The organism is Lentzea flaviverrucosa (assembly GCF_003350445.1).
GTDB classification, from domain to species: Bacteria; Actinomycetota; Actinomycetes; order Mycobacteriales; family Pseudonocardiaceae; genus Lentzea; species Lentzea californiensis.
In genome coordinates, this window is record NZ_QQAU01000001.1 from 1,146,423 (window position 1) to 1,167,441 (window position 21,019).

At 68.2% G+C, this 21,019-nt stretch carries 19 protein-coding genes and 2 pseudogenes; 4 read left to right on the forward strand and 17 right to left on the reverse strand.

Going from position 1 to position 21,019, the window contains the following annotated elements:
• Positions 1–6: 6 nt before the first annotated feature.
• The 14 genes and pseudogenes from DFR72_RS05110 to DFR72_RS05175 all read right to left on the reverse strand — a co-directional run bounded on the left by DFR72_RS05110 (position 7) and on the right by DFR72_RS05175 (position 15,051).
• Positions 7–1,395: an MFS transporter gene (locus DFR72_RS05110; RefSeq protein ID WP_090063799.1), complete on the reverse strand. Its 1,389-nt coding sequence runs from the start codon at positions 1,393–1,395 to the stop codon at positions 7–9.
• A 67-nt stretch (positions 1,396–1,462) separates the two neighbouring features.
• Positions 1,463–2,128: a TetR/AcrR family transcriptional regulator gene (locus tag DFR72_RS05115; RefSeq protein ID WP_211335310.1), complete on the reverse strand. Its 666-nt coding sequence runs from the start codon at positions 2,126–2,128 to the stop codon at positions 1,463–1,465.
• 51 nt (positions 2,129–2,179) lie between these two features.
• The gene (locus DFR72_RS05120; protein ID WP_245982522.1) at positions 2,180–3,115 is read right to left on the reverse strand and encodes an MOSC domain-containing protein; all 936 of its coding nucleotides are present in this window, start codon (positions 3,113–3,115) and stop codon (positions 2,180–2,182) included.
• 74 nt (positions 3,116–3,189) lie between these two features.
• Positions 3,190–3,342, reverse strand: a pseudogene (locus DFR72_RS46710) (GNAT family N-acetyltransferase); the annotation flags it as partial.
• Between the two features lie 203 nt (positions 3,343–3,545).
• Positions 3,546–4,016 (reverse strand): hypothetical protein, encoded by a 471-nt coding sequence (locus DFR72_RS05130; protein WP_211335311.1) that lies wholly within the window; start codon positions 4,014–4,016, stop codon positions 3,546–3,548.
• A 31-nt stretch (positions 4,017–4,047) separates the two neighbouring features.
• Positions 4,048–4,617, reverse strand: a complete 570-nt coding sequence (locus DFR72_RS05135; RefSeq protein WP_211335312.1) for a MarR family winged helix-turn-helix transcriptional regulator — start codon at positions 4,615–4,617, stop codon at positions 4,048–4,050.
• Positions 4,618–4,663: 46 nt separating this feature from the next.
• Positions 4,664–7,348 carry a tyrosinase family protein gene (locus DFR72_RS05140; protein ID WP_090063798.1) on the reverse strand — a complete coding sequence of 895 codons (2,685 nt, stop codon included), beginning with the start codon at positions 7,346–7,348 and terminating at the stop codon, positions 4,664–4,666.
• Between the two features lie 189 nt (positions 7,349–7,537).
• Entirely contained in the window at positions 7,538–8,173 is a 636-nt protein-coding gene (locus DFR72_RS05145) for a VOC family protein (protein ID WP_090063797.1), read from the reverse strand.
• A gap of 7 nt (positions 8,174–8,180) precedes the next feature.
• Positions 8,181–9,806 carry a choice-of-anchor M domain-containing protein gene (locus DFR72_RS05150; protein WP_090063796.1) on the reverse strand — a complete coding sequence of 542 codons (1,626 nt, stop codon included), beginning with the start codon at positions 9,804–9,806 and terminating at the stop codon, positions 8,181–8,183.
• Entirely contained in the window at positions 9,803–11,098 is a 1,296-nt protein-coding gene (locus DFR72_RS05155; RefSeq protein ID WP_090063795.1) for a choice-of-anchor M domain-containing protein, read from the reverse strand. The genes DFR72_RS05150 and DFR72_RS05155 overlap by 4 nt, the downstream gene beginning before the upstream one ends.
• Complete coding sequence (locus DFR72_RS05160) at positions 11,095–11,991, reverse strand: anchored repeat-type ABC transporter permease subunit (RefSeq protein WP_090063794.1); 897 nt, start codon at positions 11,989–11,991, stop codon at positions 11,095–11,097. The genes DFR72_RS05155 and DFR72_RS05160 overlap by 4 nt, the downstream gene beginning before the upstream one ends.
• Positions 11,988–12,740: an anchored repeat-type ABC transporter ATP-binding subunit gene (locus tag DFR72_RS05165; RefSeq protein WP_090063793.1), complete on the reverse strand. Its 753-nt coding sequence runs from the start codon at positions 12,738–12,740 to the stop codon at positions 11,988–11,990. The genes DFR72_RS05160 and DFR72_RS05165 overlap by 4 nt, the downstream gene beginning before the upstream one ends.
• A complete protein-coding gene (locus tag DFR72_RS05170) occupies positions 12,737–13,540 on the reverse strand; it encodes a TIGR03773 family transporter-associated surface protein (protein WP_245982523.1) in 804 nt (267 codons plus the stop codon). Before DFR72_RS05170 ends, DFR72_RS05165 begins: the two co-directional genes overlap by 4 nt.
• Positions 13,528–15,051 (reverse strand): anchored repeat ABC transporter, substrate-binding protein, encoded by a 1,524-nt coding sequence (locus tag DFR72_RS05175; RefSeq protein ID WP_090063791.1) that lies wholly within the window; start codon positions 15,049–15,051, stop codon positions 13,528–13,530. Before DFR72_RS05175 ends, DFR72_RS05170 begins: the two co-directional genes overlap by 13 nt.
• Before the next feature lie 188 nt (positions 15,052–15,239).
• On the opposite strand from DFR72_RS05175, the gene DFR72_RS05180 reads away from it, so the two are divergent.
• From DFR72_RS05180 to DFR72_RS05190, 3 genes are all read left to right on the forward strand, one after another.
• Complete coding sequence (locus DFR72_RS05180; protein ID WP_090063790.1) at positions 15,240–15,887, forward strand: choice-of-anchor M domain-containing protein; 648 nt, start codon at positions 15,240–15,242, stop codon at positions 15,885–15,887.
• Entirely contained in the window at positions 15,884–16,522 is a 639-nt protein-coding gene (locus DFR72_RS05185; RefSeq protein WP_090063789.1) for a choice-of-anchor M domain-containing protein, read from the forward strand. Before DFR72_RS05180 ends, DFR72_RS05185 begins: the two co-directional genes overlap by 4 nt.
• Before the next feature lie 70 nt (positions 16,523–16,592).
• Complete coding sequence (locus DFR72_RS05190) at positions 16,593–16,997, forward strand: Fur family transcriptional regulator (protein ID WP_090063788.1); 405 nt, start codon at positions 16,593–16,595, stop codon at positions 16,995–16,997.
• Between the two features lie 303 nt (positions 16,998–17,300).
• On the opposite strand, the pseudogene DFR72_RS46230 reads toward DFR72_RS05190, so the two are convergent.
• A pseudogene (locus DFR72_RS46230) lies at positions 17,301–17,591 on the reverse strand (hypothetical protein); the annotation flags it as partial.
• A 379-nt stretch (positions 17,592–17,970) separates the two neighbouring features.
• Here DFR72_RS46230 and DFR72_RS05200 point away from each other — a divergent pair.
• On the forward strand, positions 17,971–18,948 hold the full coding sequence (locus DFR72_RS05200) for a M23 family metallopeptidase (protein ID WP_245982559.1): 978 nt from the start codon (positions 17,971–17,973) through the stop codon (positions 18,946–18,948).
• Here the strand turns inward: DFR72_RS05200 and DFR72_RS05205 are convergent.
• Together DFR72_RS05205 and DFR72_RS05210 are read right to left on the reverse strand one after the other, a co-directional pair.
• The gene (locus tag DFR72_RS05205; RefSeq protein WP_245982524.1) at positions 18,935–19,366 is read right to left on the reverse strand and encodes a carboxymuconolactone decarboxylase family protein; all 432 of its coding nucleotides are present in this window, start codon (positions 19,364–19,366) and stop codon (positions 18,935–18,937) included. The genes DFR72_RS05200 and DFR72_RS05205 overlap by 14 nt on opposite strands.
• Positions 19,367–19,528: 162 nt before the next feature.
• Positions 19,529–20,962: an MFS transporter gene (locus tag DFR72_RS05210; RefSeq protein WP_090063785.1), complete on the reverse strand. Its 1,434-nt coding sequence runs from the start codon at positions 20,960–20,962 to the stop codon at positions 19,529–19,531.
• Positions 20,963–21,019: the final 57 nt, after the last annotated feature.

A 21,019-nucleotide genomic window follows, 5' to 3' on the forward strand; every position in this document is an offset into this window, starting at 1 on the left:
CGGAAATCAGACGGCGACGGGCTCCTTGCGGGGCGCGGTCGCGACCAGGGCAACGACGGCCGCCACCGCAAGCAACGCCGCACCCACGAGGAAGGCGGCGACGTACCCGTCGGTGAGCGCCTGCGGGCCATCGCCACGCGTCGCGGCGATCGCAACGGAGTTGAGCGTCGCGACTCCGGCAGCGCCACCGACTTGGCGCATCGCGTTGGTCAACGCACTCGCCACACCTGCGTCCTGCCCCGGAACACCGTCCAGCGTCGCCTTGGTGACCGTGGTCAGCGCAGCGCCGATGCCCAACCCACCGATGAATTGCGCCGGCACGATGAGCGACCAGATGCCGCTGCTGGGCTCAAGCGCTCCGAACGCCGCGAGGCCCGCCGCGCCCAGCGCCAGCCCGATCACGAGCACCACACGTGGAGTCGTGCGCGGCAACAAACGCCCCGCGGCCAACGATCCGAGGAAGATTCCCAGTCCACTTGGCACGAAGAGCAATCCGGTGACCAGAGGCGAGAACTCGCGCACTGACTGGAGGTAGTAGGCCAGCAACAGGTAGAAGGCCAGCAACGCGGCACCGGCGCAGAACACGATCACATATCCGGCACCGCGCACCCGGTCCGAGACGATGCGCAGCGGCATCATCGGCCTCTTCGACCGCTTCTCGATCACCAGGAACGCAGCGAGCAGGAGCAAGCCGACGACAACGAAAGCCAGCGTCGCGAGGTCGCCCCAGCCGGTCTTCTCAGCTTCTCCGATGCCGTAGATCAGCGAGCCGAGGCCGAGCACAACGGTCACCGCCCCCGGCAGGTCGTAGCCAGGCTCCGCGCTGCCGCGGCTGTCATCGAGCAAACGCAAGGCCGGCACGAGAATGACGGCAGCGAGCGGAAGGTTGATGAGCAGGCACCACCGCCAGGAACCGAGCTCTGTCAGCACGCCGCCCAGCACCATGCCGACCGCCATGCCCGAGCCAACCGCAGCACCGAACACGCCAAACGCCTTGGCCCGCTCCTTCGGCTCGGTGAACGCCGTCGCCAGCAGAGCAAGTCCGGCGGGTGCCATCAGGGCCGCGAACACCCCTTGTGCGGCTCGAGCGGCAGGCAGCATCCACGGCCCGGCCGCGAGCCCTCCGATCAGCGACGTGAGCGCAAATCCCACCACACCGATGACAAAAATCCTCTTGCGCCCCACGACGTCCGCGAGCCGGCCGCCGATCAACAGGAACCCGCCGAAGGTCAGCGTGTAGGCGGCGACCACCCAGTGCCGTGCCGCGTCGCCCATGCCCAGCTCAGCCTGAGCGGACGGCAGCGCGATGTTGACCACCGACGAGTCCAGCACGATCAGCAACTGGGCGGCCGCGACCACGGCCAGCACACCCCAGCGCCTTGCGTCGACCTCCACGTGTTCCCCCGATCAGTGATGATCCCGTGGCGGCGACTTTACAACAGCCTGTCAGAAAGTCGTACCCCTACCCGAGACGAGCGGCCACCCCGTCCAGGAAGAGAGCGAGCTTCCGGTCAAACCACGAGGTCGCGGGGCCGCTGACCGCCTCGACGAGCACCGGCCGCAACCGGGCGTCGTACAGATCGAGCCACGGGTCGACCAGTTCACGCCGGCGACGTTGGGCAGCCTCGAGCGAGGCACTGCCGTCCTCGGCGGGCAAAGCCAAGAACTCCTGCACGACCAACTCCGCCAACATGTCCACGACGAGCATCGCGTCGGCTGGCGCGAAGCCGAATCCCAACAGGTGAAGGCCGGTCTCGTTGTCCCGCCTGACCAGCGCTGGACTAGTGATGCGCAGCGTTGTGATCTCCCGCGCGAGTCCCAGGTGCGCCGCGTGCAGCCGCCAGTGGGCGCGGGCCATCTCCATCAGGAACTCGCGCCATCCGTTGACGGGTACCGGCCAGTCGATCGCCTCCACCGCGTGGTCCACAGTCGCGGCGGCCAGGTCGTCCCGGTTGGCGAAGTACCGGTAGAGCGTGGAATGCGAGATCCCCAGCCGCTCCCCCACCGCCGACATCGTCAGTTTCGAGAACCCGATCTCCAGCGCCGCACGCAGAATGGTCTCCCGGTCCGCGACGGGCGGCCTGCCCATCCTCGCCGCCGCCTTCGCCACCCCGCCGCTTCGTCCCACGCCAGCACCCCGCATCTCCAGTCCGTGTTCATGGCAATGGTACGAAGGCGCTCAGCCACGCACCCGCCGTCGAGCTGAAGCCAGCAGGTCCGCGGCCAATTCGTCGACAGCAGCCAGGCGTGGCAGATGTTCCGCCTCGGTCATGATCGCCCGGAACGCCAGCCCTACCGTCACCCCGTGGTCCGGACGGTGAACCACCGAAACGGCGTCACCTGCCCGCACCTGTCCGGGACTGACGACTCGCAGGTAGGCACCAGGTACTCCGCGCCGGGTGAACGTGAGGATCCATCGTTCGCGCTCCATCCACGCGGCGAACGTGCGGCACGGCGTCCGGGGAGCGCTCACCTCAAGCACCAACTCCGGCCCGACGCTCCACCGCTCGCCGATCACAGCCCTGGTCACATCGACCCCGACCAGTGTCAGGTTCTCGCCGAAGATCCCGGAGCGCAGCGGCCGGCCCAGTTCTGCCTGCCACCAGTCGAGATCCTCGCGGGCGTAGGCGTAGACCGCGCGGTCGTGACCGCCGTGGTCTTCCGGCTCCCCGATGGAATCGTCTTCAAGCCCGGACCTCCCGTACTCAGGTACCTCAACCCTCACGGCACCGTCGACCGGCCGCTTGTCGATGCCGCTGTGCCCCGTCCGGGCCAGCATGGGTCTGAGGGGGCCGGCATTCACCGACAGAACGTGCCCAAGCGCAACCACGTTCCCAACATAGCGAGGAATCAAACCTAGAAACCGGTACAGGTCTGCCACCGTCATGAACTCGCGGAAGAACGGGCCCACCGAGTCGGGTACTGCATGCCCCTTCACCAGGCTGCTCTCGTCTTCCCGATCAAAGCGCCGATGCAACGCCGCGATGGTGCAGTCACACAGCACCACCGTCGCCCCACGGGGCATGACGCTGCCGTCGAGCCACGAGCCGACGAAGTTGACCGCGTCGAAGGGTTTCGTGTCGGCGTTGAGCAGCCGCGCCCAGCCACGACCCACCCAGTCCTGCAGCGGCGCGGTTCCTCGAAGCCATACCTCCCGTAGAGGTGGCGTGCGTCGCCGTCGGCGATGAGCGAGATGTAGGCCGTGCGCGGTGCTCGTTGCCGCAGGTGTTCCATCAGGGCGGTCATGATCTGCTTGCCAAGCCCGCGTTCCTGATGTTCGGGTAGGACGCACATGTCGACGATCTGGAAAGCAGTGCCGCCGTCACCGATGACGCGCCCCATACCCACCTGGTCGTCGCGGTAGGCGACGACCGCGTGCCACGTGCCGGCCCTTGCTGCCGCAATTGACTTTGGGCTCAAGCCTGTGGCGACCCGCAGGTGCTGGTACCTCAACCGCTGGCGTTACGGCTCGCACGGGGTAGGACACGACACTCCTGTGGTTGCGCGGAACTGCTTCGTACCGGGCACCGCCCCGAGCTGCCGTGTCAGCGGGTGGCGTGCGGGCCGTGGTCGCTGACCTGAGCGTCGAACCAGGCGTGCAGGGCGTTGCGAAGCTCGGTGCCGGTCGTGATGTAGGTGGCGCGTGCTCCGTCGCGGGTGTTTTCGTAGTCGATGGTGATTTGTCCGCCGTGGGCGCGGAGCGTTTCCAAGCCGGGCATCTCGTTGCCGTGGATGCGGGCGGGATCGGTGAAGTCGCCGCGCCGGAAGCGGTCGACCTCCGCGGTCAGGTGTTGCTGGATGAGGGTGATCTGGGCCGTGTCCTGCGGGTCGTCGGCGATGACGGTCTGCACGCCGCCGGTGTCGGTCTTGGTGAACTGGTGGGTGGTGCGTTCCAGGTCGAACGGCATGACCGACGCGCCACGTTCGGCGACCTCGGCCTCCCGGTCGGAGGGCGCCGGCGTGGATGGGGCGTCGGCACAGCCGCTGCTCAGCGTGACGGCAGCGACGGCAACCACCAGAAGCAGGGCTCGACGGACTTGGGGGCGTTCACGACGGTTCAACAGCGGCCTCCGCGAGGATCTGGAGCGCGCGCACCACGGCGGCGCGTTGCTCTTCGGGTACGCGATCGAGTAGGGCTGCGAGCCGGTCTCGGCGAGTGTCGGCCTGCCGAGCGGCAGCGGTAGCACCCGCGTCGGTGAGTACGAGCAGCACGCCGCGGCCATCGCCATCTGCGGCCTCCCGATGCACCCACCCCCTGCTGGCCAGGTTCGTGACCAGGCGGCTGACTGTGCTCTTCTCCAACCGCAACCGGCGAGCCAGTTCCACCTGGCGGATCCGCCCCTCTCGGGCGATTTCCACCATGGCGTGCGCCTCCGAGACCGGGAGCGGCTGCCCGCACGGCGTGCGGTCGGGCTGATGGAGGCCGAAGTTGCGAACGAACCGCATCAGGGCTTCCTGTGCCGCGTCCGTCTCCCCACTCTGCATGGTTCGACCGTACAACCAGATGGTTCGATGATGCAACCAGTTGATCCTGCGCCGTTCACAGGCGGCACTGTTGGCCGACCTCTGCCGCGAGAAGCTGTACTGGTCGACGTGCTCGACCGTGTCGTCGAGCACGGTGACCTGTTCAGGGTGTTGCTCGAAGGACCAGCGACTCTGTGCCCTAACGACAAGCGGACTTGACGCAGGCGGCGACGCGGTCGGGGTCGATCTTGTTCCGTTCCAGGAGCCGGCGCACGCCGTCGTTCTCCAGCAGGCAAAGCAGGAACGCGCAGCCGTCCAGATCGCGACCGGGCCGGGGCCGGGGGGCGATCACCAGCGGAGGCGCTTCGTCTCCTCGCGCCCAGACGGCGAAGGTCCGGAGCTCCTCGCGGGTGAACGCCGTGCCGCGCAGATCCGCACCGCTCGCACGAACCAGCACGCGATACACCCCTGACTCGGCGGTCGGAATCGAGACAGCGAACACCCCGGGCTCCTGCCCGGACAGCGGCATGGTCGCCTGACCTCCGCTGGGACCGGTCACCACCGCACTCACGGCCGCGGAGGAAAAGGGGATCCCGCTGTCCGTCAGCGTCGCCGTCAGCTGTGCTGGGGTGCCAGGCAGTCGGGAGCCCTGGCTCAGCACCACGCCGAGCCGCAGCGCGCTGCGGGCCTGGACGCTCAGCGTGAACGGCACGCCGTGCGCCTTGATCCCTGTCACGATCTGCTCGAACAGCTGCCCGCCACGTTTGCGGTCGGCGAGACGTTTGCGCAGTTCGGTGATCCAGTTGCTGAGCTGGCGGTTGTCCACGGACAACACCGCCTGCCACGCCCCCGCCTGACCTGTCACGCGCAGCACGCGGTAGGCCTCGCCGACGACCTCCACCGGGCTCGCGGCGGAGCCGTCCGGCGCTATGAGCTCCACGCGCAGAGCCCGCGCGTTCTCGCCGAGCACCAGCACGTCCGCGCGGATGTCTGCGGCGGTGAGCAGGAACGGGACGACGACCTTGCCGCCGACCGGGACGAAGCCGTCCGGGTCGACCACGATGGCGGCGTTGGTCGCTCCGGCCAGGACCTGCGCGAAGTACTTCTGCAGCAGGACCTGGTCGTCCACGCCGGGATTGCCGGTCAGCAGGAGGTAGCCGCCGGTGCCGTTGGCGATGTCGGACAGGGCACCGGGGTTAAGTTGATCGGCGGTGCCGAGGCCGATGGCGAAGACGCGGCTGTTCACCGACGACGCTGCGGCGGCGATGGTCTTGTCGGCTGTTTCGTGGCCGTCGGTGAACACGACGGTGGCGGTGTGGTCGTAGTCCATCGCGACCGGTGCGAGCTGTGCGGCGGCGCTTTCCAGGCCGTCACCGATGGCGGTGAGGCCGGCGGGGTCGGTGAGCGTTGCGGTGATCGCGGTGGAAGCGGCGAGCCTGCCTGTTCCGCCGATCATGGGACCGGCATCGTCGACCGGGGCAGCTTCGGCTGCGTCGGTGTCGAAGCGAACGACGCCGATGCCGTCGTTGTCGTCGAGCAACGTGACGAACAGCGGCGCGGAGCTGTGCAGCACATCCATGCGGGTCTTGCCCAGCAGGCCCGAGGGGAGACTCATGCTGCCGGACTGATCCAGGACCAGCGACGTGCCGACGGTCGGGTTCGGCACGACGGTCGCGGTCACCGGGACCGTGAACACGTCGCCTGTCTCGGTGATGGTGACGGTCAGCGTGCCGGAATCCGCCGAGCCCGCGGCACCCGGCGTGTAGAGCACCCAGATCAGCAGGTCGGTGGCCTCGAAGCCGTTCGGGGGCGGCGAGGTGACCGAGGCGGACAGGACGGTGAACGGGGCCGTCACCGACGCGGTGGCGGTCACCTCGGTGCAGCCGCGGACACGCAGCCGCAGCGCACGAGCGGTCGGCAGGTGTTCGATCACGTCGAGGAACCGGACCGGGTCGCCGACCGCGGGCGAGACCTGTTCCACAGTCAGCGGAAGAGTGTCGTAGCACGGTGGGCGGACCACGGACGGGTGGCGGCAGTTTTTGCTCTCGACCGCAGGCGATGCGCCGATCCACGGGTCGATCGGTGAGCCGAACTGGACGGTGCCGTTCCAGGGCTGCATCGGGTCCAGGATGCTGCCGGGTCCGGTGGTGCTCGACTGATCGCCGTACACCTGGTCCGGATCGAGCCGCCAGCCCTGTCCCGGCTGCGTCTGCCACATCGCGAACAACCGGTCGACGTTGCTGTGCAACAGGAACACGAACGGATCCTCGAACGCCTGGTGCTGGCCGCCGATGTCGCCGCCGACGTAGCCGTGCGCGCTGCCGTGCCACCCCTCCAGTTCGTTGCGGAACGCTTGCCATTGCTGGGCTTGGGGCAGGGCGTCGGCGCTTCCGATGATCGACGCGTCAGAGCTGATCCCTGGCGCTCCGGGGTCGGCGTCCCGCTCGACGGACTGGGGAGGATCGGCCGCGCCTCCGGTCTGTTCGCGGCTGCCCGCGAGCACGCCGCCGTTGTGCAGCGCGGCGAGCGGCCCGTCGACCATTCCGTTCATCGTGCCGAAGACGGTGCTGGAGGAGAGGTCGACGGTGCCGCCCTGGCCGTCGGACGCGGCGCGCGGGTCCTGCGTCCAGTCCCAGTAGTGCAAGGCGACGTCCGGGTTCGACTGCTGCAGCAACGCCTCGAAGCGGTTGCAGAGCTCGCGGTGCCACGGCAGGAAGGAGTTGCCGCCGTGGTTGTGAGTCGACTGGTGGATCTCGTCCTGCTTGTCCCAGTAGGACACTCCTCCGGGGAAGGCGTGCAGGTCGGCCTGCAGCAGGGCGTCGATGAACGCCTGCCGCTCGGCGGGTGTGAGGTGGGCGATGTTGCGTCTGACCGGTCCAGCCATCGTGGGCCCCCTTTGAGCGGATAACTCGAAGAGAGCGGGTAGCGCGCCTAAATACACCACACGCCACGGTATTTGCACCCCGAATGGGTCAGGACCTGCCGCTGAAGTGCGGAAGGGCCTCGCGACTGACGTTGCCGTCGGGGAGAAGGTTCGGTACAGATGGGACCCGCCCGACCGACCCTGCCGAACCTAGCCGTCGAGCCCCAAGATGAGGGTCGTACCGTCGACGAAGCCGATCTCCAACCGCAGCAGGCCCGTAGTTCCAGGCACGGCGCTCAGGCCACGGGGCATTCCTCCGCACCACCGTCGAATGTCGTCGACCGGGCCTGCCACGTCGATGCGGGTGATACCGACGGGCTGGTGCCGGTGTGCGGCGCTGAGCACAGGCGGGCCCTCTGGCCAATGAATGAGACAGGGCAAGCAACGCCGGTCGAAGTTCGCGCCGAAGCCCGCGAGCATGTACGGCGGGAAACCGGGGCCTTCCGCGGGTACCTCGAGCACGGACATGTCGTTCGTGGCGGCGAGCTCGCGCAGACGCCGCTCTTCCTCCATCAACACCAGCCACGCCATCGGGACCAACGCTGCCGATGGGTGTATGGCGAGAGCCTCCTTGTCGAAGTCGAGCAGCGGCGGGGATCCCGGCGCGACAGGCTCACCGTTCGGGTAGTGAATTTCCAGCAGCCCCTGCCCCAGTGGTACGACGAGGTTGGACAGCCCGAGACCCGGAATGACTCGGCCGCGGGCGACACCCAGTCCAGCCTGGCTGAGCACCTCCTCGGCATCGGCCTTCGTCCGGGCGGCCAGCACCACGTGGTCAATCTCCATCGATGACTCAGCTCTCCGAACGGGACCGGCGGGATCGGGACAGCAACAGCACGGCGACTCCGCCGGCGAGGAGCAGCGTGCCGGTGCCGATCACCAGGCCGAGCGGTCCAGCCCCCGTGCTGGCGAGACCGGAGGACGCGGCTCGTGGTGAGGTGGTGGTGACGGGTGGGGTGTGCGTCGTACCGGTGGTCGTCGCCGTTGTGGGAGTGGGTGATGTGCACTGACGGCCGGATGCGGGCTTCGGGTCCACCGCTCCCACTGCGATCGTGAACACGTCGGTGTCCACAGCGGACTGCCCATCGGCGCGGGTGGCGGCCACCTCGATTGTCAGCTTGTAGATTCCCTCGCGGGTGAAAGCCCAGTTTGCGTGGGCGTGGGTGCCGGGCGGCACGGTCAGGGTGTCGGGCAGGCCATCGCCGGTGTGGACAAGCACGTTCGGGGTGAGCCCGGTGAGGAACACGGCGACCTGTCCGGGGCCGTCCACCGCGGTGAGCTTGATGGCGATGTCGCCGGTGACGTCCTGAGGGCGCAGTGATTCGGTGTTCCAGCCGGCCCAGACGATGCCGGGGATCTGGGTTTGCGGGATGAGCCACACCGGCTGGCCGCCTGTGCCGAGAAACGCGTACGCGGGATCGGCGGGAATCGTGTTGCGCGCCTGGGGCACAACGTGGATCACGGTGTCGGCCGGCTCGCGCCAGACCGCCTTGTCGGGGCCCGCGGTGCCGTCCTTGACCCTGGTGCGCAGCGCACCGTCAACCAGGGCGGGGGCGATGAGGTCGACGTGTCCGTCGGCGAGGACCGCGCACGATGCCGGTGCAGGGCTGGTGGACGTGGTGGTCGACGAGCTGGCCGTCGTCGTGGTTGTAGTGGTCGTCGTTGTGGTGGTGGTGGTTGTTGTCGTGGTGGTCGAGGTCGGGGGTGTGCCGTCACCGGGGATCACCGTGGTGGGGTCGATTGCGCCGACGGCAATGGCGTAGGTGGCGGTGTCCTCGAGTGCCTTGCCCGTTGTGGTGGTGGCTTGCAGGGAGAACGTCAAGCGGTAGACGCCCTCGGCGGAGAAGGTCCAGTTGGCGTGGGCGTGGATGCCGAGGTCCAGGGGGTGGGTTTGCGGCAGCGGCTGGGCGGTGTCGAAGATTCTTGGTAGCGGTGCACCGAAGGAGTCGGTCTGGAAGACGGTGACGTTGCCAGGCGCTTTCGCATCGGGTGTGGTGCCGGCAACCGCGTTGAGGCTCCACTTCACCGAGCCGGGGGTGATTTCCGCGGCCGGTAGGGACTCGGTGTTCCAGCCGGCCCAGACGAGGTTGGGGTCCTGCACCTCGGGGCTGACCCAGATGTCGCTGCCGGCCGGTCCGAGGAAGGCGTACTCGGGCAAGTCGGGGATCTGCAGACGGGCTTCCGGTTTGAGGTGCGTGACCACCGTTTCAGGGTCGCGCAGCACGGGTGGTTCGACGTTGCCGTCCTTGAACCGCATGGCGAGTTTGCCGTCGATGAGGACGCCGGCCATGAGGTCGACGTGGCCCTGATCGACTACCGTGGTGGCGTTCTGGGCAGATGCTGGTGCGAACGACACCGCGGCGAGCCCGACCAGCGTGGTGACGGCGGCGAGGGCGAGGCCGCTGCGGTACGGGGTCACGGTGTCTCCTTGGCGGTGCGGCGGCGGGTGAGGACCATGACGCCCGCACCGGTGGCGATCAGCGCCAGGGCGAGCGCGGTGGCGGCAACCGGGGAGCCGGTGGGGCCGGTCGAGGCGAGGGTGGTGTTTCGCCTGCCGTCGCGCGTGGTGTTGTCCGGTTTGGTGTTGTCCGGGGTAGTGGTCGCGGTCGCGTTGCCGACGAGGAAGGTGTAGCTCTCGGTGTCGCTGATCGTGCCGCCGCCGGCCTTGGTGGCGGAGACGGTGAACTTCAGCTGGTAGCGGCCGGGCTTGCCGAACGCCCAGTTGGCGTGTGCGTGTGTGCCCAGGGCGACGGAGTGCGTGTCGGGCACGCCGTCTGTGCTGTTGAAGATGACCGAATGCGCGCCGAACGAACCCGTGGTGAACAGACCAAAGGGGCCGGGACCGGTGACGGATGTGAGCGTCCACGTGACGGGACCGGTGATGTCGGCGGGCTTGAGTTCCTCGGTCGACCAGCCGATCCAGAGGATGCCGGGTTGTTCCTGTTGGGGCAGCAGGTGGATCTGCCCGCCAGCGGCGCCGAGGAACGACAGCGCGGACGCGTCCGGCAGGGCCACGCGAGCTGCGTCGGTGATCTTGAACTCGACGTCGGCAGGCTCGCGCCAGGTCACCGTGCCCACGTTGCTGCCGTCCTTGACGTGCACCCGCAGACCGCCGTCGATCAGCCGCGGCGCGAGCGCGTCGACATGGCCGCGTTCCACAGTGACCTTGCCACTCGCCACCGGAGGCTGTGTCACGGCGGCGACCGCGGGGGCTTGTCGCACGGCCGGGGGCGCTGGCGCCTCCGCTACCGCGAGCGGTGCGGCGACCTCTGACAGTTGCGCTGGTTGTTCTTGCCTGGCTTGGACTTCCACCATCTGGTGCCACTGCGCTTGCACCGGTGTGCCGTCCAGCAGGTACGCCTCGGCGTCCAGCCGGACGGTGTGCACTCCCCCGGTGGCGAACACCCATTCCGTGGTCATGCTGTCCGAGACGGGCACGGTTGCGGACTCGGCACCCACCACGGTGGTGCGCAGACGCACCACGTCGCCGAACAGCGTCCCCGGTGCGATCTCCTTGGTGTTCAACCGAACGTGAACGGGCGCACCGGCCAAGACGGTCAGCGGCTGTTCCGGTGGCGTCACCTGCAGCGCATGGTCGCGAACAGCCAACTCGACGGTTGCGGGCTCCGGTTCGGCCGTCGCCGCCGGTGCGGACACGAGCAACAGCGAGAAGACCACACCGGCCATCGCGCTGGATCGCAGGCGGTTCACGACTTCACCTCCACGAGAGCGCCGACCGCACCGTCCGTTGTGGACTCCGGTCGGCCTGGACGCCTCAACAGGCCATGGCGTGGCGCGAACAACCAGCACAGGACGAAGACCCCGGTCAGGCTGAGCACGATCAGGCCACCCGCGGCCAGGTCGAAGGCGTAGGACAAGTACAGGCCCAGCACGCTGCCGCCAGCGCCGATGGCCGGGGCGAGCAGCGTCATCACGCCGAGCCGGTCGGTGAGCAGCCGCGCTGCGGCGGCCGGAGTAACGAGCAGCGCGAGGACCAGCACGTTGCCCACCGCCTGCAGGGAGATCACGATCGCGAGCGTGACCATCACGTAGAGCGCGAGGTCCAGCCAGAACACCGGCAGGCCGACGGCGCGAGCCTGTTCACGGTCCAGGGTCGCGGCGACCAGCCTGCCGTTGAGCAAGCCGGTGGTCAGCAGCAGGATCGCGCCGATCACCGCGACCGAGACCACGTCCCCGTCGCTGATGCCCAGGATGGAGCCGAACAGGAACGACTCCAGCGAGCCGCCGTACCCCGGCGCCGCACTGAGAATGACGATGCCCAGGCCGAACGCCGCCGCGAAGAAGATCCCGATGACGGAGTCCTCCTTGAGCCGGCGGTTCTGCGCCACCACGGCGATCAGCAGCGCGGTGACCACGCCAGCGACGGCGCCGCCGATCACGAGGTTGGTGCCGAGCACGAAGGCCGTCGCGATGCCGGGGAACACCGCGTGGGCGACAGCGTCGCCGATGAACGCCATGCCGCGCAGCACGACGTGTGTCCCGACGACCCCGCACACCAGACCCGACAGCAACGCGACCAGCAGGGCTCGCCGCCAGAAGTCGTACTCCCACGGTCCGGCCAGCACGTCGATGACCGCGTTCATGAAATCACTCCCAGAGATCGCAGCAGCTGCTCGGCGCGGTCGAGACCGAAGGTGCGCAGCCAGATGTCGGTGTCGGCCAGCGCCGCTGGCTCTCCGTCGGCCACGACCGTGCGGTTGAGCAGGCACAGCCGCGAACAGAGGGTGGTCGCGGCGGCGAGGTCGTGTGTGGTCAGGAGCACGGCGACGCCTTCGTCGCGCAGCTCGGTGAGGAGACCACTGAGCAGTTCCTGGGTTGGTGCGTCGATGCCGGTGAACGGCTCGTCCAGCAGCAGCAGCCGGGGCCGCAGTGCAAGTGCTCGGGCGACCAAGACGCGTTGCCGCTGCCCGCCGGACAGCTCGCCCACCGGCCGCGTTCGCAGATCGTCCATGCCCACACGGGTGATCGCCTCGTCTGCGGCGGCGCGGTCCTCCTGGGTGCGCCTGCCGAGCAGACCGGTCAGGTGCGTGCGACCGGTGGCCACCGCTTTCGCCACCGAGATCGGGAAGTCCCACGCGAACTCGTGGCGTTGTGGCACGTAACCAACCATGCCTTGCGCCTGCTTGGCCGCGCGGCCGTGAACGCTCACCGTGCCGCGCCGCGAGGGGATCAAGCCCAAAGCCGTGCGCAACAGCGTGGTCTTGCCCGCTCCGTTGGGTCCGATCAAGCCCACCAGCTCACCCGGTCGGAGCTGGAGGTCCACTTCGGACAGCACCTCGCGGCCGCCCAGGTCGACGGCGAGGTCTCGGATGTCGAGGACCGGCTCGTTCATCGCTCTCCCCTGCGTCTGCGCACCACAACCACGAGGGCGACGACCACCAGTGCCAAGCCGCCCAGTCCAATCCACTGCCAAGGGAATCCGGCCGACTGTGCCAGCGGCTGTGCGGTTTGTTGCTCGGGCTGGGCCGCTGCAACGTCGAAGGCGGTGCGTGGATCCGTGTTGCCGACGTGGATGCGCAGCGCCTGCCGATCGGTGAGCTCACGGCGGTCCTTGGCGCGGGTGCTCATCTCGATGTCGAGCAGATAGGTGCCGGGGGCGCCGAACACCCAGTTGCCGTGCACGTGCGTGCCGACCTCGACACCGGTCTCCTGCGGAGCGGAGTCGGTGCTGGTGAAGATCTGCTGCGGGGCACCGAAGTTCCCGGTGAGGAAGAGCGCGAACCGGCCTGGCCCGCGCACACCGTGCAGCCGCCACGTGACCTCGCGGTCGACGGTTTTCGCCACCTCGGGGTCCTGGGTGTTCCAGCCAGGCCACACAACACCGCTCTGCTCCACCTGCGGAAGCACCCACACTCCGCTGCCCCGGTCGCCGAGGAAGCTATAGGCCTGGTCGTCCGGCACGGTGGTCTTGGCTGTGTCGGGCACGTGCAGCACGACATCGGAGAGCGCCCGCCACTGCGGCGAGTCACCCGTGTCATCGCGCAGTTGGACGGTCCACTTGCCCTCCACGAACCGCGGTCCGAGGTCGACGTGCCCATCTTCGATCACGACTCGCTCGGCTTCTTGGGCGACGGCTGCAGGCTGCGCGGCCAGCAGCATCGCGAGCACGGGTACCAGCATCAGACGAGACAACGGTGCACCTCATCGGCGTTGTGCCGCATCATGTCCACATAGGAGCGGACCTTGTCGTCGAAGGAATCGCCGTACAGCACGCAGACATCGACCGACTGGTCCTTGGCGACCTGGTTGAGCACGGAGGCGCGCTGCGCGAGATTGGGTTCCATGAACACCGCAGGGACTTTGAGGTTGCGCACCGTCTCGCTGAGCTTTCGCACGTCCTCGACGCTGGGATCCTGAGCAGGATTGGGCACGACGAACCCCGCGACGGTCATCTCGTAAGCGGCGGCGAAGTAGCCGAACCCGTCGTGAGTGGTGATCAGCTGACGACGCTCACGCGGGATGCGGGCGACCGTCTCGCGCACGTGCGCGTCCAGCTCGTCAAGCCGGTCGAGGTAGGCACGGGCGTTGCGGTCGTAGACCTCAGCACCGGCCGGGTCCGCACCGCGCATCGTGTCCCGGATCAGCTCGACGTAGGCCCGTCCGTTGCGCACGTTCTGCCACAGGTGCGGATCGATCTCTCCGTGCACGTGCTTGCCCAGCACCGCCTGCGGGAGCTGGTGCACCGTGCCGCCCGCCTGCCCCAGGAAGGAGAAACGCGGATCATCCGGCACGGTCACGATGGCCTTGTTCGGCACCTCGATCACCGCGTCGGCCGCGGCAACGACGTTCTGCTTCCCGCCACCCGGCACGTCGTTGAGCGTGTAGAGCTCACCGGTGTCCAGGTCGATCGTGAGGTCGGTGTGCCCGTCAGCGAGCACCGTCTTGGCGATACCGGCGGGATTGACGCCGACGGCGAAGGTGAACGTGCTCGTGCCCAGCGATGTCGGCGCGGCGCCCTCACTGCGGATGAGAGACGCTGCCAGAGTCAGCTTGTACACGCCTGGTTTCGTGAACGCCCAGTTGATGTGCGTGTGGGCAGCCGGCGGCAAGGTCGTGGCATCGGCCTCGGACAGGCCGTCCCGCGAGTCGAAGTACATCACCGGCTTGCCAAGCGTCTCGGTGAGGTAGGCGACCAGCGCGCCAGGTCCTTCCACCGCGGTCGCCGTCAGCCGGATGTCGGACGTGCGCGTTGCGCCCTTGTCCTTGCCGTCGCCCCGCACGCGCAGGCCGAGCCACAAGACGTCGAGCCCGATGTTCTCCACCAACGGGATCACATGGGCCCCATAGGTTTCTGACGCCTCGGCCAGCGACGCGTTGGGCATGCCCGGACGGAGGTTGGCGTCGATGGCCTTGATCAGGCGTTGCTCCTCGAGCAGCAGGTGGTTGGTGAAGGCGACGTCGGCCTTGGCGACCTTCTTGGCATCGGCGGGAACAGGCTCGTAGGAGTGCGGGTCGCCACCCGGCGGTACCAGCGAGTCCACCCGAACCCGCTCACCCCCGACGTTGCGCACGAGGTCCGCCAGGATCTCGGTGGTCGTCACCACCGTCACGCCGTCCGACACGCCGCCGTCAGCGGCGCCGCACCCGGCCAACAGGACGACGAGCACCGCCCCGATCGCGCGCGAGAACGCACGCACCTGCATGGGATCCCCCTTCAGACACTCGCCAACCGGCGAGGCACGAGGAGCCTAACCGGAACGAAAATCATTTCCAACAACCGAATGGAGCAGCACGTTGGCGGCCGTTCAGTCTCTATTGAACATGATTGTCATATGCAACGCTCATCCTGGCCTACCAGGGCCCCACGTCCTCACGAACGGAGCACCACACCGTGCGCACCAGAGCGCGTCTCGCCCTACTGCCGCTGGCAGCGGCGATGCTGATCGGCGTCGCCGCCGGCCCCGCCACCGCGGCCACCACCGTCACCCTCGACACCGGGCATGTGGACGTCATCGGCATCGCCTTCGAGGACAACCAGTTCGACGTCCACGTCCACGACGAGGGCACCGACACCGAATACGCGCCGTCCCAGGTGCGGATCGCCGTCAAGCCCGAGGCTCGCACCGAGGCCCCCAACGACCCGGCGTACGCGTTCCTCGGCGCCCCTGGCAGTCCGGTCTGGGTCCTCCCGCAGGTGGAGGACCCGCAGCTGCTGTGGCCGGGCATCGCCACCGAAGAGATCCAGCCGGGCCTCTTCGCCGGCGACACGCTGACCGTCAAGATCGAGTGCGTCTCCGGCCCGGCCGGCTTCAGCATCTTCACCACCGACCCGGTCGGCGCCCCGACCGTGCTGGTCGACAGCGGCAACGGCCTGCCCGACTCGATCTCGGTACCGGCCGCGAGCCACCTGCACGCCAACTGGGCCTTCGAAGCCGCCGGCAACTACACCGTCACCGTCCGGGTCAGCGGCACCCTCGCCGCCACCGGCAAGAAGGTCACATCCGCCCTCGCCACCTACCGCTTCAAGGTGATCGCATGAGAATCCGCGCCCTCGCCGCCGCGACGCTCGCCACGGCTCTGACGCTGCTCGCCACCGGCACGGCGCAGGCCGCCGTGACCATCTCCCAGGGCCACGTCGACGCCCTCGACATCGACTGGACCGGCAGCTCGCTCACGCTGGACATCCGCGACCACACCGTGTCCCCGGCCATCGACCGCGACCCCTCCACCGTGACGTTGAACGCGGTGACGGCGAGCAAGACAACCGTGCCGTCCAGCTCCGCCTACGCCTTCCTCGGCTCCCCCGGCTCGCCCGTGTGGATCCTGCCGCAGAGCCAGGCCAGCGGAATCCTGTGGCCCGGGTTCAGCACCGAGGGCGTGCCCACCGGCGCGTTGCAGGGCAACAGCGTGACCGCCAAGCTGATCTCGGTCACCGGCCCCGCTCACTTCAGCACCTACACCACCAACGCCTTCGGCACCCCCACCGTGTGGTTCGACAGCGGCAACGGCCTGCCCGACAGCCGCGCCCTCACCATCAACACCCACTCCCACGCCAACTGGGCGTTCGAGGCAGCCGGTACCTACACGCTGGTCTTCGAGGTGACCGCGACCACGAGCGCCGGGGCCGCCGTCTCCGCCGGCCAGAAGTCCTACACGGTCACGGTCCAACCCTGACCACAGCCGTGGCGCCACACTCCCCGGTGGCGCCACGGCCTTCCGGTCGCCCACCACGGAGTTCCTTCAGATGAGCCAGGACCAGCAGAGCGGCAACACACGGTTATTGCTGGCTGTCCTCGGACGCGACGGCACGTTCATCACGGCGCGCGAGCTGCATCAGCGGGTCCACCGTCTCGGACGTCCCATGGGAGTGTCCACTGTGTACCGGGCTCTCAGGGACCTTGTGAGGTGGGAACTCGTCGACGTGTTGGTCGGCGAGCGCAACCAGCGCTGGTACCGCCACTGCTCCAGCTGGCCCCACCACCACCTCGTCTGCTCGGTGTGCCACGCAACAGTCGAGATCCCGGCTCACACGTCGGCTCTGCCGACCTGGGTGCCCGAGGAGACAATGGGCTTCACCGACGTGGTCGTGCGCGTGACCATCACCGGAGTCTGCGCCGAGTGCGAGCAGCCTCGCTCGTGCTGCGGCTGACGATCAGTGCTCGTCGTAGTGGTCCTCGTGGACAGCGTGGCGGTGAGCGTCGTGCACGTAGTCCATGTGGTCGCCGTGCGGCACCGCGACGTGGCCGCACCCTTCGCCGTGGGCGTGGTCGTGCGTCTCGTGGGCGGCGTGTCCACTCGGCTCGCACTCGTCGTAGTGGTCCTCGTGGACAGCGTGGCGGTGAGCGTCGTGCACGTAGTCCATGTGGTCGCCGTGCGGCACCGCGACGTGGCCGCACCCTTCGCCGTGGGCGTGGTCGTGCGTCTCGTGGGCGGCGTGTCCACTCGGCTCGCACTCGTCGTAGTGGTCCTCGTGGACAGCGTGGCGGTGAGCGTCGTGCACGTAGTCCATGTGGTCGCCGTGCGGCACCGCGACGTGGCCGCACCCTTCGCCGTGGGCGTGGTCGTGCGTCTCGTGGGCGGCGTGTCCACTCGGCTCGCACTCGTCGTAGTGGTCGTCGTGAGCACGGTGCAGGTGACCGTCGTGGGCATAGTCGACGTGATCGCCGTGCGGGAGGGCGACGTGGCCGCAGCCGTCGCCGTGGGCGTGGTCGTGAGTGGGATGTTCGACGTGAGCTGTCGTCATCTGATACCTGCCTCCTCGGACTGGCGGCGAATGCCCGATTTGTCAGAGCAACCGCTGATCAAGCAGTACACGGCCAAACGGGTGAACGCCACGATAGTTCAGATCCGTCGACGGCGTAGGTGGCCGCGCAGTCCCTGGAACGGCAGAAGCCTCTAACGACTACGGGTCGTGGCTTGGCGGATGCTGCGCGTGTTGATTGCACTCGTTCCTGTCCCACGTTCTGCCCCGATGTGCACTCCGTCGTGGCCTCCTGAACGGAAACTGGTAGCCAGAGAAACGCATCGCCGCCGCAGAACGACCAACTGAGCGTGCGGAGCACTGTCGCGAAGTTCCGTCGATCGGAGCGGTCACCATGGTCCAAACCGGACGGGTCTTGGCGGTGTTCGTCGCCGGACTGCTCCTGCTGGGCACGGCGCCTGCCGTCGCTCAGCCCGTGGTGTCGCTCGGCGGGATCATGGTCAATTATCTGGAGCTCAGGAGACAGGCCCAGCTGACGCACAAGAGGGTCTCGGCAGCTGAGTCCGCACACGCTGCATTGGTGGCGGCCGCCGCCAGCGCCTCAGAGGTAGAGCGCGCGGCGGACGCCGAGTGGCGGAACCAGGCTGTTCGATTCAACCAAGTGATCACGGATGCTGTGCAGGGCTTCACAGCCGAGCTTCTGCAAGTCAGCGGCACGAGCGATCGCGAAGAGGCGGTCGCTCCCGATTTGGTCACGGAGAGCAGCCGAAGCTTCGAGGCCGCAGGCACTGCGCGTAACACGGCACGCAGCAAGTCCGACGCCGCGGACAAGGCAGTTGAGGATGCCGCCGCAGACCTGCGGCGGCGGCGCGACGAACTGGCGAAGCGGCTCACAGAAGTGCGCACAGCGCTCGACTGGATGACTCCCGATCAGAGAGACACGCTCGGATTGGAAGCGGCGAAGCGCCCAGAGCTGGCCACTTCCGGTGGTGCTGCGAGGTCGGGAAGTTCAATGGTGTTCGCTCCGACGCGGGGCGTTGTCACATCGAACTTCGGGCCGCGTTGGGGCGCGATGCACAACGGTCTCGACATCGCCAACCGCATCGGCACGCCCGTTGTGTCCGCGATGGACGGTGTCGTGGCAGAAGCAGGGCCCGCCAGCGGTTTCGGGCTGTGGGTGAAGATCGTGCACACCGACAGGACAACGGCGATCTACGGACACATCAACAGCTATTCGGTACGTGCTGGGCAGCGAGTGAGCGCTGGCCAGGTCATCGCCGCGATGGGCAACCGCGGCGAGTCGACTGGTCCGCACCTTCACTACGAGATCTGGGACAGCAGTGGCCGCAAGGTCGATCCTCTGGTGTGGTTGCGAGGGAAGGGAATCATGGCCTGGTGATGGAGGGTTCGATGCCCGCGACGAGGTTGAACGCGCCGGTGAGCAGGTTGAGGGCCACCACCCCGACCACGTCGGCGATGACTCGGTCGCTCCAGCCGTGCTTCCGAAGCCCAGCGACGTCGTCGTCTGAGATTCCGGACGGATCGGCGAGAACGCTCACGGCAAAGGCGATCAGCGCCGCCTCACGCGCATCGACGGCGGTTCCCTGGCGTGCGAGAACGATGTCGCTGTCGCTGACCCCGTTCGCACGGGCAGCCTCAGTGTGAGCTGCCAAGCAGGTGCCGCAACCGATCCACTCCTGCGCAGCGAGGGAGATCTTCTCGCTGAGGGCACGCGGCAGCTTGACGCGCTTGAGGGCCCTCGAAAAGTCCAGGTAGCCCTGCACCAGCGCGGGTGAGTGCGCCATGGTGCTCACCATGTCGCCGACCGAACCGTGTCGCCTGACGATCTCGGTCAGCAGTTCGCGAGACTTGTCCGGGGCGTCTGCAGGGACGAGGGCGGAGATTCGTCGCATCTGGGTCTCCTGAAGCAGGTGGATTGCCGCCCGCCTCGGTGAGGCGGGCGGCTACAGGGTGGGTGGTCAGACGTTGGCCGGTTCACGCCCGGCGTCCGGGGCGGCCGCCCGGTTGCCGCGCAACGTGCCGGCCGCGACGAGCGCACCGACGATCGCGATGCCTGCGGCGCCGACGAACGCGGCGGACACGCCAGTGGTGAGCGCGTCGGCATCGCCGAGCTGGCCGGCGCCGTACGAGGCGGCCAGCGCGGTCATCGCGGCCAGGCCAAGCGCGGACCCGATCTGGTAGCTGGTGTTGACGATGCCCGACGCGAGGCCACCCTCCTCCGGGCGCGCGCTGGAGATGGCGGTACCGAGCGAGGGGATGAACGCCAGGGCCATACCGGTCGCGGCCACGAGCGACGCGGGCAGCACGTCGACCCAGTAGTTGCCGTCCGGGCGCACCAGCGCCAGCCATCCCAGACCGGCGGCGAGCACGACGAGCCCGGTCACCACCATCGGCTTGACGCCGAACCGCGCGGTCAGCCGAGGCGCCACGACCACCATCAGCACCATGATCGCGGTGGTCATCGGCAGTAGCGCCGAGCCACTGGCGAAGGCACCCAGACCCAGCACCTGCTGCAGGTAGAGGTTCAGGAAGAACCACATCGGGATCCACGCGCCGCCAAGCAACAGCTGCGCGATGTTCGCAGCCCCGAGCCGGGGCGTGCGGAAGATGCCGAGCCGCACGAGCGGAGCCTTCCGCTTGGCCTGGATGAGCAGGAACGCGCCCAGCAGCACCACGGCGGCGATCAAGCCGACGATCGTCTCGACTGAGGCCCATCCCGCTTCGGGAGCCCGCACGACGGCGTAGACCGCCACGGCGAGTCCCGCGGTCACCGTGATCGCGCCGAGCAGGTCGGTGGAGCCGCGCTGAGCGGCGCCGGCGGGCATCAGGGCCGGAATGGCGATCAGTGCGATCACCGCGATCGGCACGTTGATGTAGAAGACCCAGGGCCAGCTCAGGTACTCGGTGATCACACCACCGAGGAAGACACCGGCGGTGCCACCGGCCGGAGCGGCGGCCCCGTAGACCGCGAGCGCCTTGCCGAGCTGTGCGGGTTCGCTGCCGAAGAGCATCATCAGCAGGGTCAGCGCAGACGGTGCGATGAGCGCGGCTCCGGCGCCCTGCACCGCGCGGCCGAGCAGCTCGACCCAGATCTCACCTGCCGCGCCGGCGACGACGGAGCCCACAAGGAGCACCAGCCAGCCGGTGGTGAACATGCGGCGGGCACCGAGCAGGTCGGACAGCTTGCCGCCGAGCAGGAGCAGTCCACCGAAGGCGACGACATAGGCGTTGAAGACCCAGGACAGGTTCTCTTGAGAGAAGCCGAGATCCGCCTGGATCCGCGGCAGGGCCACCCCGATGATCGAGGTGTCCATGATGACCATGAACTGTGCCGCGGCGATGAGGGCGAGCGCCCACCACCTGCGCCGGGCGGACTTATCCACACTGGACATTTCAGGTACTCCATACCGGTAGGGGGTATCGACCGGACAGACTTCTGCCTTGTCCTG

Coding starts and splice junctions, on each gene's coding strand:
- DFR72_RS05175 (WP_090063791.1), bottom strand. CDS start 15,051: ATGCAGGTGCGTGCGTTCTCGCGCGCGATCGGGGCGGTGCTCGTCGTC.
- DFR72_RS05165 (WP_090063793.1), bottom strand. CDS start 12,740: ATGAACGAGCCGGTCCTCGACATCCGAGACCTCGCCGTCGACCTGGGC.
- DFR72_RS05185 (WP_090063789.1), top strand. CDS start 15,884: ATGAGAATCCGCGCCCTCGCCGCCGCGACGCTCGCCACGGCTCTGACG.
- DFR72_RS05190 (WP_090063788.1), top strand. CDS start 16,593: ATGAGCCAGGACCAGCAGAGCGGCAACACACGGTTATTGCTGGCTGTC.
- DFR72_RS05210 (WP_090063785.1), bottom strand. CDS start 20,962: ATGTCCAGTGTGGATAAGTCCGCCCGGCGCAGGTGGTGGGCGCTCGCC.
- DFR72_RS05140 (WP_090063798.1), bottom strand. CDS start 7,348: ATGGCTGGACCGGTCAGACGCAACATCGCCCACCTCACACCCGCCGAG.
- DFR72_RS05160 (WP_090063794.1), bottom strand. CDS start 11,991: ATGAACGCGGTCATCGACGTGCTGGCCGGACCGTGGGAGTACGACTTC.
- DFR72_RS05145 (WP_090063797.1), bottom strand. CDS start 8,173: ATGGAGATTGACCACGTGGTGCTGGCCGCCCGGACGAAGGCCGATGCC.
- DFR72_RS05205 (WP_245982524.1), bottom strand. CDS start 19,366: ATGGTGAGCACCATGGCGCACTCACCCGCGCTGGTGCAGGGCTACCTG.